This window comes from Pseudomonas sp. NFIX28, assembly GCF_900107395.1.
Classification (GTDB): Bacteria; Pseudomonadota; Gammaproteobacteria; order Pseudomonadales; family Pseudomonadaceae; genus Aquipseudomonas.
The window spans coordinates 180180-192849 of record NZ_FNPW01000006.1 but is presented as its reverse complement, the minus strand read 5'-3'; the positions used below and the strand labels follow the sequence as shown (position 1 = coordinate 192849).

Genomic DNA, 12670 nt, shown 5'->3' with positions numbered 1-12670 from the left:
AGGCATGGTTCAGCGTGTTGGGGCAAAACGTTCGGCAAAACAGTTTTATTCAGATTGGGCGCACGGGCGCCGTTCAGAACGAGCTCTGGATCTTGATCCCACCGATCAATGCGTCGTCGACCTGGTCCACGCCGCCCGGGTGGCGGATGTATTGCAGGTTCGGGCGCACGGTCAGCCAGTTGGTGACGTGCACGCCGTAGTACAGCTCGGCGCTGTATTCGGTGTCCTGGGGCGGCAGGTAGGCCGGGTTGTCGTAGTCGTGGATGACGTTGGCCTGGTTGGTCGCCTCGGCGTTCTTGCGGTAGGCCGGGTTGACGTGGACCCGGGCCATGGCGAAGCCGATGTCGTCCTTGGCCCGCGCCTCGAACAGGCCCTTGTAGACCAGTCCGGCCTGGACGTAGTTGTCGATGGCGTTGGTCTTCTTGTCGTGCATCGTCGCGTTGGCGAACAGGCTCAAGCCGCGCGAGTGGTCGCTGGCCAGGCTGGTGACCTGCTGCTGCACGCCCAGCCACATCCCGTGCTTGCTCGAACTGCTGCGATAGGCCTCGCCGCTCAAGGCGGCCGGCTGGCCGTTGCTGTCCTTGTACACATCGCTGGCCTTGGCGCTGCTGTAGTAGTAACCGGCGCGGTATTCGCCCGGCAGGCCGTTGAGCCTTGGCGTCCACACCAGCTCCACCGGCAGCAGGGTGCCCTGGGTGCCGCTGCCGCTGAGCTTGAAGCCGTTGTCGCGCTCGAGGTTGGACGGGTTCTGTTCATAGGCGCCGATCTGCGCGTAGAGCTCGGGGGTCAGGTGATACTTGACCCGCAGCGCCCATTGGCTGACTGGCCAGTTGTACCAGACGCTGCCGGCCCAGTTGCCGACCTGGGAGCCGCAGAACGCCAGGTTCTGGAAGTCGCAGGGGAAGCTGTTGAAGTCTTCGCCCTGGCCGAACCGGCCGACCTTGATGTCGAGCTTCTGGTCGAAGAATTTCTGCTGGTACCACATCTGCGTCAGGCGCCAGGTCTGGCCACGGCCCCAGACTTCCTGGGCCGAGGTAAAGCCGCCGACGCGCGGGTCGTTGATGCGGTCGTTGCTGATGTTGTCGCCGTCACGCTTGGTGATGGTCAGCTGGAACTCGGCATCGTCCCAGCCGAGGATCTTGTCCAGGTCCAGGTGGCTGCCGAAGGCGAACTGGTCGCTGAAGCGCGCGGTGCGGTCGTCATCGTAGCCGCCATGCAGGTTGGAGCCCATTTCGCCGACGAAGTCGATCTTGAAGTCGTAGCCTTTTTTCGCCAGCTCGGTGCGGTTGCCGTTCCAGTCGCCGAGCATCCACGGGGACTCGCTGTCGAAGGCCGGCGCCGCCTGGGCGCAGGTGGCCAGGCCGAGGGCGCCGAGCAGGGTCAGGGTTTTGTGGCTGGCGGTAGGGTGAAAGACAGCGCTGTCTTTAAGGGTTTGAACATCTGGCATAGGTGAAATCTTGGTCTTATTCAAGGAAATGGGCAGGCAAGCAAAGGCTCGACGTGGCTCGGTGCGCAGCCGCGCGAGCACGTTAATACAGCTGATGCAAAGGGCAGGATTAAAGGTTTCAGCTTGAGCGGCGCGAAGAATAAATCAGGGGCCTGGCGAGAGAAAGCGCTTTTGTTGACATGGATCATTTCGGATTCGGTAACAGTGCCGTCTCGCCGCCCGGAATACGGGCCTCGCGCTGCGCCGGGCGCGAGCAATGCCATGAGGCGCGACGCCCGTTGCCGGCCGTCGCGCCTCAGGAACCTCAGAAGGTGGTGCGCAAGCCGACCTCGATGCTGCGCCCCTGGGCCGGGGCGATGTCGCGCAGGATCGAGCTGGCGTAGCGCACGGTCTGGTTGGTCAGGTTCTCGCCCTTGACGAAGGCCAGCCACTGGCTGCTGCCGATGTCGAAGTGGTAACCGGCGCTGGCGCCCAGGGTGGTGTAGCCGTCGGTGCCGCTTTCGTTGTCCGGTACGCGCCGCTGGCTGGCGGCGTGTTCGACATCGATGCGCGCCTGCCAGCGGTCCAGTTCCCACAGCAGGCCGCTGTTCAGGCGCAGCGGCGCGATGCGCGGCAGGGCTTCGCCGTTGTCCAGGTTCTTGGCGCGGGTGTAGTCGCCGGACAGCTCCAGGGCGAACTTGCCATAGGCGCTTTCGCCGAGCTTCCAGTGGTCCTGGGCCTCGATCCCGGCAAAGCGCGCGCGCACTCCGGAATAGGTGTATTCCGGCATGCCGTCGGCATCTTCCTCGCCTTCGTCGTTGAGGGTGCGACCGCTGCCCAGCAGGCCGATGTAGTTGGAGAAGTGGCTGTAGAACAGCCCGACGCTGCCTTTGTGGGTGCCGTTGTCGAAGCGCAGGGCCAGGTCGCTGGACACGGCTTTTTCCTTCGACAGGTTGGCGTCGCCGACTTCATAGGTGCCGGTGGCCACGTGGGCGCCGTTGGCATACAGCTCGTAGAAGGTCGGGGCGCGCTCGGTGTAGCCCAGGGTGGCGGCCACGGACCAGATCGGTGTCAGGGTGTAGACCGCGCCGGAGGACAGGCTGCCGGCGGTGAAGCTGCTGGAGCTGTCGGCCTGGCTGAAGCGCTCGTTGCCTTTGCCGTCCGGGTCGACGCGGGTGTGTTCCAGGCGCCCGCCGAGGCTGAGTTTCAGGCGCTCGGTGGCCTGCAATTCTTCGAGGATGAACAGCGCGGCGCTGTCGGTATCGGTCTGGGGCACGAAGGCTTCTTCGCCGAGCGCGGAAAACTCGCTGCGGCTGACCTGGGCGCCGATCACCCCATTGAGCGGGCCAAGGGGCTGGTGGCGGGCTTCGACCCGGGCTTCGTAACCCTTGTTCTTGAAAACCGTGCCGGTCTCGCCGTCTTCGATTTCGCGGTGCTCGTAATCGGTGTAGCCGGCGTCGAATTTCAGCGAGCTGAAGGGGCCGTCGAGGTTGCGCAGTTCCGAGGCGAAGGCGTAGTGATCCTGCTTCATGCGGATGCGCACAGCGTCTTCGGCGGGCGAGCCGTAGTTGGAGTCGTATTTGCTGTAGGACAGCCCGGCGTAACCGTCGTCCCAGGTATAGGAACCGCCGACGGCGCCGCCGTCCTGGCGCCCGTCGCTGTTGCCCAGGCGGCCTTTCTTGCCGTTGCCGTCTTCGCTGGGCGGGGCATGGCGGCTGCGGGCGTAGCCGGGGATTTTCAGGTCGTTGAACTGCCGCGAGTTGGCGTCCAGGTGCAGGGCGAAGGTGCCGTTGCCGGCTTCCAGCTTGCCTGCGCTGCTGCGGGTGGTGTCGGCGCCGCCGTAGCGCAATTCGCCGGCACCGTGGATGCCTTCGATGGCGGCGGTGGGGATGCGGTTATCGAAGGTGTTGACCACCCCGCCGATGGCGTTGCCGCCATACAGCAGGGCGGCCGGGCCGCGGACGATCTCGATGCGCTCGACGTTGACCGGGTCCAGTGGCACGGCGTGGTCGTAGGACAGCGACGAAGCATCCAGGGCGCCGACGCCATTGCGCAGCACGCGAATGCGATCGCCGTCCAGGCCGCGAATGATCGGGCGGCTGGCGCCCGGGCCGAAGTAGGACGAAGACACGCCCGGCTGTTTATTCAGGGTTTCGCCCAGGCTGCCTTGCTGTTGCAGGGTCAGCTCGTCGCCTTCGAGCACCGTGCTCGGCGCTGCCGTCTGCTGGCTGCCCAGCGGGTTGGCGGTGATGACCTGCGGTTGCAGCTCCAGGGCGTGGGCCTGGGAAGCGAATAGCAAGGCGGCGGACAGCGGCGTCAGGCGCCAGCTTAGCGAGCGAAAAGGGCGGGGGGCAGAAAGGGACATCGGTCATTCCTTGGCAAGCGCAGGGCTGTGCGCTTTTGCGTCAAAAGAGAACAGGCGTGACACGGCGAGGTGTCTGGATCGGGGCTTTGTTTTGTATTGATACAATATAACATCTCTTTTGGCGCAAAAAGAAAGGAACTTTTTCAACACGCTTCCGTAGGAGCGAGGCTTGCCCGCGATGCAGGCACCACCGGTTATCAGAAACCCCGCGTCATCGTTCATCGCGGGCAAGCCTCGCTCCTACGTTAATGGGCGCGTTCACCGGCGCGCGGGATCTCACCTACAGTTACTCAAGATCCGCACCCGCCCTTCCACCGGATCGAACCCTCGGCTAAGGTGCGCGACTTTCCTTTTTCCTCTTGCTCGAAGGCCTGGCATGACCGCAACGAACAACGACCCGCTGCACGGCGTCACCCTGGAACAGATCCTCAAGGCGCTGGTGGAACATTACGAGTGGCGGGGGCTGGCCGAGCGCATCGATATCCGTTGCTTCAAGAGCGACCCGAGCATCAAGTCGAGCCTGACGTTCCTGCGCAAGACGCCCTGGGCGCGGGAGAAGGTCGAGCAGCTGTACGTGAAATTGCAGCGCACCAAACGCCCGCTCTAAGGACCTTCGATGGCTGTCGAGCCGGTTTTTCCTTCAGGCGGCAAACGGCTGTTCACCGCCCTGGCCGCGTTGCTCGGCTGGGTGGGGCTGACGATCCAGCTGTACCTGATTCTCCATTTGCGCTGGACGGTGGACGCCAGCCTGCTGGGCGGGCTGGTCAACTTTTTCAGTTTTTTCACCGTGCTCACCAACACCCTGGTGGCGGTGGTGCTGACCTGTGCCCTGGACCTGCGCCGCTCCCGCGGGCAGCTGTTCTTCCTGCAACCCTGGGTCGGCAGCGGCATCGCGGTGAGCATCCTGGTCGTGGGGCTGGCGTACAGCCTGCTGTTGCGGCACCTGTGGCATCCACAGGGCTGGCAGTTCGTGGCCGACGAGCTGCTGCACGACGTGATGCCGCTGCTGTTCCTCGTCTATTGGTGGTGCTGCGTGCCCAAGGGCAGCCTGGGCCTGCGGCATGTCGCCGGGTGGATGCTTTATCCGCTGCTGTATTTCGCCTATGTCTTGCTGCGCGGGCATGTGCTGGGGCTGTATCCCTATCCTTTCGTCGATGTGGGCAAGCTGGGCTATGCACAGGCGTTCGTGAATGCGTTGGGCATCCTGGCGGGGTTCGTGCTGGTGGCGCTGGGGATGGTCGGGCTGGATCGTTGGCTGGGGCGGCGCCGGGCTTGATTGGGCAGTGGCTGGAAGGGCGTCATCGCGGGCAAGCCTCGCTCCTACGGAAAGTGAAGGGCGGTGTTCCGCTGCAATTCCGTAGGAGCGAGGCTTGCCCGCGAAAGGCAGCAACGCTGCCTATTCTTCCTCGCTGCCGCTGTCCAGGCGCCAATAACCGGCGGCCTTGACGAACTCATCGTCGAGCCGGTGCTCGTCCAGCAGCACCCGGCGAATCTGCCGCGAGACTTTGCTTTCCGTGGCCACCCAGGCGTACAGCTTGCCGCTCGGCACCTGCAGCCCGCGCACGGTGCTGAGCAGGTCCTGCTGGCCGCCGTCGCGCTCGACCCAGATCACCTCGACCTGCGCCGCGCTTTCCAGCACCTGGCGCTCGGCCGCGTCCTGGATCTCGATCACCGCCAGCACCCGGCGCCCGGCGGGCAGTTCTTCCAGGCGCCGGGCTATGGCCGGCAGCGCGGTTTCGTCGCCGATCAGCAAGTAGCTGTCGAACATGTCCGGCACGATCATCGAGCCGCGGGGCCCGCCGATGTGCAGGAACTGCCCGGGCCTGGCCTGTTCGGCCCAGGTGGAGGCGGGGCCGTCGCCGTGCAGCACGAAGTCGATGTCCAGCTCGCCGATATCCAGGTCGTAGCGTCGTGGCGTGTAGTCGCGCATGGCCGGCATCGCGCCGTCGTTCTTGCCCGGAGCCAGCACCAGGGTTTCCAGGGCGGCTTGCTGCTCGGCGTTCTGCGGGAACAGCAGCTTCACATGATCGTCACTGCCGAGGCTGATGAAGCCGGCGAGTTCCGGCCCGCCCAGGGTAATGCGGCGCATGCGCGGGGTCAGGTCGACCACCCGCAGCACTTGCAGGCGGCGGCGCTTGATCTCGTGGCTGACCCGATGAATCGTTGGCGAAGTGTCTGTGCTCATTCAACTGACTCCTGGCTGGAAGGGGTGGCCGGGCCGTCGACGATGGCGCGGGCGGTGGCGTTCAGCAGGTCGCGGACCCGCACGATTTCTTGCGGGCTCCAGCGGCCGTGGTGCATCTGCAGGGCGTGGCGCAGGTTGTGCACCGCCTCGTGGATTTCCGCCGGGCGATCGTGGCCGCGCAGCGAGCGCTTGCTGACATCGATGCGCATGCGCACGCCGTCCAGGGCAATGGCCTGGTCCTGCAATGACAGGCGGCCGGCCTCGGTCACGCTGTAGCGTTTCTTCCCGCCTTCGGCGTCGCCGCTGATCAGTTCGCTTTCCTCGAGGAAGGTCAGGGTCGGGTAGATCACGCCGGGGCTGGGGCTGTAGGCGCCATCGAACATGCCTTCGATCTGGCGGATCAGGTCATAGCCGTGGCACGGCTGCTCGGCGATCAGCGCCAGCAACAGCAGCTTCAGGTCGCCGGGGGCAAAAACCCGCGGGCCGCGGCCGCCGCGTTCGCGTCCGGGGCGTTTTTCGAAACCGTCGTGGCCGTCGCCGAATTCGCGGTGGTGTGGGTGGTGTTCTCTCATTTCCTCTTTCTCCTGTGCGTTTAAGACATAACTTAAGATATATCTTAAATGCCGCGCAAGTACTTCCGTGCTGGCCGCACCAGCCGTTTGTCGCAGAGGGGGGAATCGAGACAGTCCGTAGCCGCTGCCGAGCCTGCGAGGCTGCGATCGAGGACGCAGTCCTCGCAAAACGGCTTCCGCAGTGAGTAACGGGGTTGCCGGTTAGCGGCCGCTGCGCAGCCGATCGCAGCCTCGCGGGCTCGGCTGCGGCTACAGGCGGCTATGTTGCGGGGGGAGGTTTCAGCGTTGGGCCAGGTTGCCCAGGCATTGGGTGTTGCTGCCCGGTTGCAGGTACGGCGTGAGGATCGGCGCCATGCCCTTGAGCACCTGGACCGGCAGCGCCGAGGTGAACTTGAAGCCTTGGGCCGAGGCGCCCGGCACGTAGGCGGTGAGGGTGCCGAAGTGGTGCTCGCCGATATAGAACACGAAGGTGGCGGTGCGGTTGATGGCCTTCGAACTGAGGATCCGCCCGCCGGAGCCGACGGCTTCGATGCGGTTGTCGCCGGTGCCGGTCTTGCCGCCCATGGCCAGCGGGGTGCCGTCGGCCAGCTTGAAGCTGCCGGAGAGACGCTTGGCGGTACCGGCGTCGACCACTTGCGACAGGGCGCCGCGCAGCGCCGTGGCCACTTCCGACTGCATCACTCGCTTGCCCTCGGCCGGGTCGTTGACCAGCTTGGTTTCGTAGGGCGTATCGGCGGCGAAATGCAGGCTGTCGATGCGCAGGGTCGGCAGGCGCACGCCATCGTTGAGGATGGTCCCGACCAACTCGGCCAGCGCCGCGGGGCGGTCGCCGGAACTGCCGATGGCAGTCGCCAGCGAGGGCACCAGGTGGTCGAACGGATAGCCGACTTTCTGCCAGCGCTGGTGGATATCGAGGAACGCCTCGATCTCCAGCATGGTGCGGATGCGGCTGTCCCGCGCGCTCTTGTGCCGGCTCTTGAACAGCCAGCTGTAGACTTCCTGGCGCTCGAATTCGCTGGCCTTGACGATCTGGCTGAACTGGGCGTCGGGGTTGTTCAACAGGTAGCCAAGCAGCCACAGGTCCAGCGGGTGCACCTTGGCGATATAGCCCTGGTCGGGCAGGTCGTAGGCGCCGGGGCCGTAGCTGTAATAGAGCTTGTCCAGGCGTTCGTCGGTGAGTTTCTCGTTCAGCTTGGTGCCCTTGAGGTGCGAGCGCACGAAGCTGTTGAAGCTCTCTTGGCTGGCTTCGGGCAGCAGGTAGCGGTGCACGGCCGCCAGCCGGATGGGCGTGGGGTGCATGCTGTCGAGGAAGGTGTCCAGGCGCGCCTGGGTGTCCTTGTTGCGGTACTTCTTCCAGAACCGCAGGAGGAAGGCGGTGCCCTCGCGGTCGGCGAACTTGGCCAGGTATTCCTGGCGCCGCGGGTCGCCGTCATCCTTGAGCAGGTTGGCGCTGTTGCTGGGGCCGGCGTAGGTGCTGTAGCGCACTACATCGCGCATCAGGCGGATGAACGGCAGGTTGATGGATTCGCGCAGGGCATCGCGCAGGGTCGGCATGCGGCCGTTGTCTTCCTTGCGGAAGTTATGAAAGGTGTGCAGCCCGCCGCCGGTGAAAAAGCTCTCGCCGGGGCTGGCCGAGTATTTGCGGTCCAGGGCCGCCTCGAGCATTTTCGGCAGGCTGCGGTCGGTGTTCTGGATCAGGTAGTCCAACGCCCAGCGGCTCAGGCGGTCCTGTTCGGCGATCTCGACTTTCTTCAGCACCGCCGGGGTTTCGGCGCCGTAGTGCTCATGCAGCTCGGCGATGATCTGCAGGTAGGTGGTCAGCACCCGCAGCTTGGCGGTGGAGCCCAGCTCCAGCTTGCTGCCTTCGTTGATGTCGAAGGGCTGGTCGGTGCTGTCGGTCTGGACCCGCACCCGCGAACCGTCCGGCGTCAATTCGAGCAGGGTGAAGCTGTAACGCACCTGGGTGGTGCTGGTCGGCGTCAGCAGGCGCTCGCCGAGCAGGCCAATCTCGCCGGCGAACACCGGGTCGGCCAGGCGCTTGAGGTATTCGGTGGCCTGGCGTTGCAGCTCGCTTTGCAGGGTGCTGGTGGCCGACAGGTCGAGGCGGTCGAGGTCGTACAGCGGCCGGTTGAGCAGGCCGGCCAGGCGGCTGCGGGCGACGCTGATGCCCTTGTTGGTCTCGATCGGCTGGATCGTCGGTTGCTGCACCCAGTCGCGGAAGATGACCTTGCTGGCCAGGGCGGCGGCCGACAGCGGCGCATCGATCACGCCGTTCTGGGTCAGCAGGCGGATGTGGCTGTCGGTGAGTTCGGCCAGCTCGCGGCGGCCTTTGGACAGGTAATGCGAAGGCCGGCGCTGGGCGATCATCAACGACAGCACCTGGCGCAAGGCCAGGCCGCGTTGCGCCAGGCTCTGCGGGTCGCTGGCGGTGCTCGCCAGCTGTTCGTTGACCTGGGTGAAGTCGGCGCCGTACCAGACCCGCAGCCCTTCGGCCATGCCGTGCACTTCGCCGTGGCCGGGCACGGCCGACAGCGGCACGCTGTTGAGGTAGTCGCGGATGATCCGGCGCCGGGCCTCGAGGGTTTGCTGGCCGCCCTGGTAGGCGCGCACGCTGGCGGAAATCATCTGCCGGATTTTCTCCGCGCCGGACACGGTCAGGCCGTCCGGCGAGTGCCGGTACTTTTCCAGCTGGGTCGCCAGGGTGCTGCCGCCCGCCGTCTGTCCGGGCAGGTGCAGCAGCTTGGCCACTTGCGACCAGGCGGCCTTGGCGAAGCGCGGCCAGTCCACCGCCGGGTTGGCCAGGGGCTGGTCGGGATCGAGCAATTCGCGGTTTTCGATGAACAGCAGGCTGCGCACCATCACCGGCGGGATGGCGGCGAAGTTCGAGTAGAGCTGTTGCGGGTATTTGAATTGATAGAGCGGGGCGGCGCGGCAATCGGTGATCGACAGCCCCGCCTGGATCTTCTCGGTGTAGGGCACGAAAAAACCGTTTTCGCTGTAGTTCATCAAGGCGGGGGAGAAGCGGGTCTGCGCCTGCACCACATAGCCGCGCTTGAGCAGGCGCGCCAGGAAATCGTCGAGGGCGCTGTAGCCCAGGCGTTTGTCGAAGGGGCCGGCGCCGGGGTAGACGATGGCGTCGCTGGGGCCGGGCTCCATGGAATAGCTCAGGCGAGCGGCGTATTGGCTGATTTCGCGCGCCTGCAGTTTCGAGGTGCGCATTTCCTTGGACGCGGCATAACCCAGGGCGACCAGGGTCATCAGCAACAATAGCCAGAACAGCCGACGCCAATGCCGGCTTGAATGGGACTTTTCAGGGATAGGCGCTTCTTCCACGCGATCAGTTGGCACTGCATTTTTTCTCGAATCGGTCTGCCACAAAGCACCCATAGTCGACTGATCCATTCCCGCAGATTGATCGGACTTGTCTGAAGCTTAGACGGTGGTGGGCAATGGTGAAAAATTTGTGATGGCCCCGAAAACAATTACTGCCCCGGGAACAGCAAGCGTGCTCGCGATAAACCCCCGGCCGCCACGACGCTGCCGATACCCCGCGTGATCGTCGACGAGCACCGCGAGCACGCTCGCCGCTAGTGGCTGTGGGGAAGGGTTAAAGAAGCCTGAGATAGAGCCGTTGCGGCCGGTAAATACGCCCTAGGTAGGGGCATGACGCTGCCCCATGGCTGTGCAATACTCGGCGCCGTTCAAAAATGACAAACGGCAAGAAATCCAGGTGATGCCACGTTGCAAAACCCGAAAATACCGGGATTTCTCTCTGAATTTAGCTGTTTATAGAGTGAAAAATCCTGCCGTCAGCTTTTTATACTGCACGCCCCACTGATCTTGCAGGATTTGTCCTACAAGACGTGTCGGCCCATAAGGTCGATCCGATCTGGTTGGCACGGGTTATCCATCCGTCCCTCACAGGCTCGGTGGCTCATATCCAATAACAAGATGAGGTTGTATCCCTATGCCAGTTGGCAACCACCTGCCCCAAGGCGAGACCGCTCAAGGCGGCCCGCTGAAACGCGAACTCGGCGAACGGCATATTCGCTTGATGGCGCTTGGCGCCTGTATCGGCGTCGGCCTGTTCCTCGGTTCGGCCAAGGCCATCGAAATGGCCGGCCCGGCCATCATGCTGTCGTACATCCTCGGCGGCCTGGCGATTCTGGTAATCATGCGCGCCCTCGGCGAGATGGCCGTGCATAACCCGGTCGCGGGTTCCTTCAGCCGTTACGCACAAGACTACCTGGGCCCGCTGGCGGGCTTCCTCACCGGTTGGAACTACTGGTTCCTGTGGCTGGTGACCTGCGTAGCGGAAATCACCGCGGTGGCGGTGTACATGGGCATCTGGTTCCCCGATGTGCCGCGCTGGATCTGGGCCCTGGCGGCCCTGGTGAGCATGGGTTCGATCAACCTGATCGCGGTCAAGGCCTTCGGTGAGTTCGAGTTCTGGTTCGCCCTGATCAAGATCGTCACCATCATCGCCATGGTCATCGGCGGCATCGGCATCATCGCCTTCGGTTTCGGCAATGACGGCGTGGCGCTGGGCATTTCCAACCTGTGGACCCACGGCGGTTTCATGCCCAACGGCATGACTGGCGTGCTGATGTCCCTGCAAATGGTGATGTTCGCCTACCTGGGCGTGGAAATGATCGGCCTCACCGCCGGTGAAGCGAAGAACCCGCAGAAGACCATTCCCAACGCCATCGGCTCGGTGTTCTGGCGCATCCTGCTGTTCTATGTGGGCGCGCTGTTCGTGATCCTGTCGATCTACCCCTGGAACGAAATCGGCACCCAGGGCAGCCCGTTCGTGATGACGTTCGAGCGCCTGGGCATCAAGACCGCCGCCGGCATCATCAACTTCGTGGTGATCACCGCTGCGCTGTCGTCCTGCAACGGCGGCATCTTCAGCACCGGGCGCATGCTCTACAGCCTGGCGCAGAACGGCCAGGCCCCGGCCGGCTTCGCCAAGACCTCGAGCAATGGCGTGCCGCGTCGCGCGCTGCTGCTGTCGATCTTCGCCTTGCTGCTGGGCGTGCTGATGAACTACCTGGTACCGGAAAAAGTGTTCGTCTGGGTGACGTCCATCGCCACCTTCGGCGCGATCTGGACCTGGGTGATGATCCTCCTGGCCCAGCTCAAGTTCCGCAAAGGCCTGAGCGCCTCGGAACGTGCCGGCCTGAAGTACCGCATGTGGCTGTACCCGGTCAGCTCCTACCTGGCCCTGGCGTTCCTGGTGCTGGTGGTGGGGCTGATGGCCTACTTCCCGGACACCCGCGTGGCGCTGTATGTCGGCCCGGCGTTCCTGGTGCTGCTGACGGTGCTGTTCTACCTGTTCAAGCTGCAACCGGCCAATGCCCAGCAGGGTGCGGTGCGTTCGGCGTCGTAATCCAATCAGGCGATAAACAAAAAGCCCCGGTCAGTGACCGGGGCTTTTTTATGCGGGCGATGGGCCTGCGGCTTCGGGTTTTATCGTGGCAACCGCCCGTTCGCCGCCGCCTGGCGCCATGCGGTCAGCTGCCCAGCAGCCCGCTGGTGTCCGCGTCGAACGCCGCTTTCGCTTGCTGCGCGGCGGGCGCCAGCAAGGCCAGCAACGCGGCTTCGCTGTACAGCTGGGTGCTCGCCAGGCTCTTGGGCGTCGGCTCGATCGGGATCAGCACGTCTTCATCGCTGGCGTGCAGCCAGACCGCCGCGACATGCAATGCCGAGACAAACAGCACGCGCAGTTCATAGGTGCGGCCCTTGAGGTGCGGCGCCTTTTCCGCGAGGTTCAGCGCATTGACCGTGGCAGGCGCCAGGGCGCCGTGGTTCAGCGAGGAAAACTCGACCTGGCCACCGACTTCCACCAGTTGCGCGTCGGCAATCGACACGCCGTCGCTGAACACCAGGTAATGCCAGTCCCCCAGCGTGGCTTGTTGCAGGCCTTTGCCCTGGGCCAGGTCTTGCAGGCTCAGCGAATAGCCGCGATAGGGCTCGGACAGGCTCACCTTGCTGGCCGTGGCCTGGGCGAACTGGCGGTTGACGCCAAAACCTTTGCTCTGCAGCGCGGCCTGGAGCGCCGGGCGCAATACCTGGGCGCCGTTGGCGGGTGCCTTGGGATAAATCAATTGCATGCTGGCCTC

Annotated in this window: 9 protein-coding genes; 3 read left to right on the top strand and 6 right to left on the bottom strand. The window is 64.5% G+C overall.

What is annotated here, in order from left to right:
* Positions 1–73: 73 nt before the first annotated feature.
* Positions 74–1447 (bottom strand): carbohydrate porin, encoded by a 1374-nt coding sequence (locus BLV20_RS14005; protein WP_092302377.1) that lies wholly within the window; start codon positions 1445–1447, stop codon positions 74–76.
* Between the two features lie 304 nt (positions 1448–1751).
* Positions 1752–3791, bottom strand: a complete 2040-nt coding sequence (locus tag BLV20_RS14000; protein ID WP_092302375.1) for a TonB-dependent receptor — start codon at positions 3789–3791, stop codon at positions 1752–1754.
* 376 nt (positions 3792–4167) lie between these two features.
* Between BLV20_RS14000 and BLV20_RS13995 the strand changes: the two genes are divergently transcribed.
* On the top strand, positions 4168–4398 hold the full coding sequence (locus BLV20_RS13995) for a VF530 family protein (RefSeq protein WP_053280713.1): 231 nt from the start codon (positions 4168–4170) through the stop codon (positions 4396–4398).
* Between the two features lie 9 nt (positions 4399–4407).
* Entirely contained in the window at positions 4408–5067 is a 660-nt protein-coding gene (locus tag BLV20_RS13990) for a Pr6Pr family membrane protein (RefSeq protein WP_092302373.1), read from the top strand.
* A 120-nt stretch (positions 5068–5187) separates the two neighbouring features.
* Here the strand turns inward: BLV20_RS13990 and BLV20_RS13985 are convergent, their stop codons facing one another.
* From BLV20_RS13985 to BLV20_RS13975, 3 genes are all read right to left on the bottom strand, one after another.
* Positions 5188–5976, bottom strand: coding sequence for a siderophore-interacting protein (locus tag BLV20_RS13985; RefSeq protein ID WP_092302370.1), 789 nt, complete (start codon positions 5974–5976; stop codon positions 5188–5190).
* Positions 5973–6548, bottom strand: a complete 576-nt coding sequence (locus BLV20_RS13980; protein WP_092302368.1) for a PadR family transcriptional regulator — start codon at positions 6546–6548, stop codon at positions 5973–5975. The genes BLV20_RS13985 and BLV20_RS13980 overlap by 4 nt, the downstream gene beginning before the upstream one ends.
* 279 nt (positions 6549–6827) lie before the next feature.
* Positions 6828–9935 carry a transglycosylase domain-containing protein gene (locus tag BLV20_RS13975; RefSeq protein WP_092302366.1) on the bottom strand — a complete coding sequence of 1036 codons (3108 nt, stop codon included), beginning with the start codon at positions 9933–9935 and terminating at the stop codon, positions 6828–6830.
* 580 nt (positions 9936–10515) lie between these two features.
* Between BLV20_RS13975 and BLV20_RS13970 the strand changes: the two genes are divergently transcribed.
* Entirely contained in the window at positions 10516–11937 is a 1422-nt protein-coding gene (locus tag BLV20_RS13970) for an amino acid permease (protein ID WP_092302364.1), read from the top strand.
* Between the two features lie 124 nt (positions 11938–12061).
* Here the strand turns inward: BLV20_RS13970 and BLV20_RS13965 are convergent, their stop codons facing one another.
* Positions 12062–12661: a hypothetical protein gene (locus BLV20_RS13965; protein WP_092302362.1), complete on the bottom strand. Its 600-nt coding sequence runs from the start codon at positions 12659–12661 to the stop codon at positions 12062–12064.
* Between the last annotated feature and the right edge of the window lie 9 nt (positions 12662–12670).

Bases quoted from the DNA above. Each gene is read 5' to 3' on its own strand.
- BLV20_RS14005 (WP_092302377.1), bottom strand. From the start codon at position 1,447: ATGCCAGATGTTCAAACCCTTAAAGACAGCGCTGTCTTTCACCCTACC.
- BLV20_RS14000 (WP_092302375.1), bottom strand. From the start codon at position 3,791: ATGTCCCTTTCTGCCCCCCGCCCTTTTCGCTCGCTAAGCTGGCGCCTG.
- BLV20_RS13995 (WP_053280713.1), top strand. From the start codon at position 4,168: ATGACCGCAACGAACAACGACCCGCTGCACGGCGTCACCCTGGAACAG.
- BLV20_RS13990 (WP_092302373.1), top strand. From the start codon at position 4,408: ATGGCTGTCGAGCCGGTTTTTCCTTCAGGCGGCAAACGGCTGTTCACC.
- BLV20_RS13985 (WP_092302370.1), bottom strand. From the start codon at position 5,976: ATGAGCACAGACACTTCGCCAACGATTCATCGGGTCAGCCACGAGATC.
- BLV20_RS13980 (WP_092302368.1), bottom strand. From the start codon at position 6,548: ATGAGAGAACACCACCCACACCACCGCGAATTCGGCGACGGCCACGAC.
- BLV20_RS13975 (WP_092302366.1), bottom strand. From the start codon at position 9,935: ATGGGTGCTTTGTGGCAGACCGATTCGAGAAAAAATGCAGTGCCAACT.
- BLV20_RS13970 (WP_092302364.1), top strand. From the start codon at position 10,516: ATGCCAGTTGGCAACCACCTGCCCCAAGGCGAGACCGCTCAAGGCGGC.
- BLV20_RS13965 (WP_092302362.1), bottom strand. From the start codon at position 12,661: ATGCAATTGATTTATCCCAAGGCACCCGCCAACGGCGCCCAGGTATTG.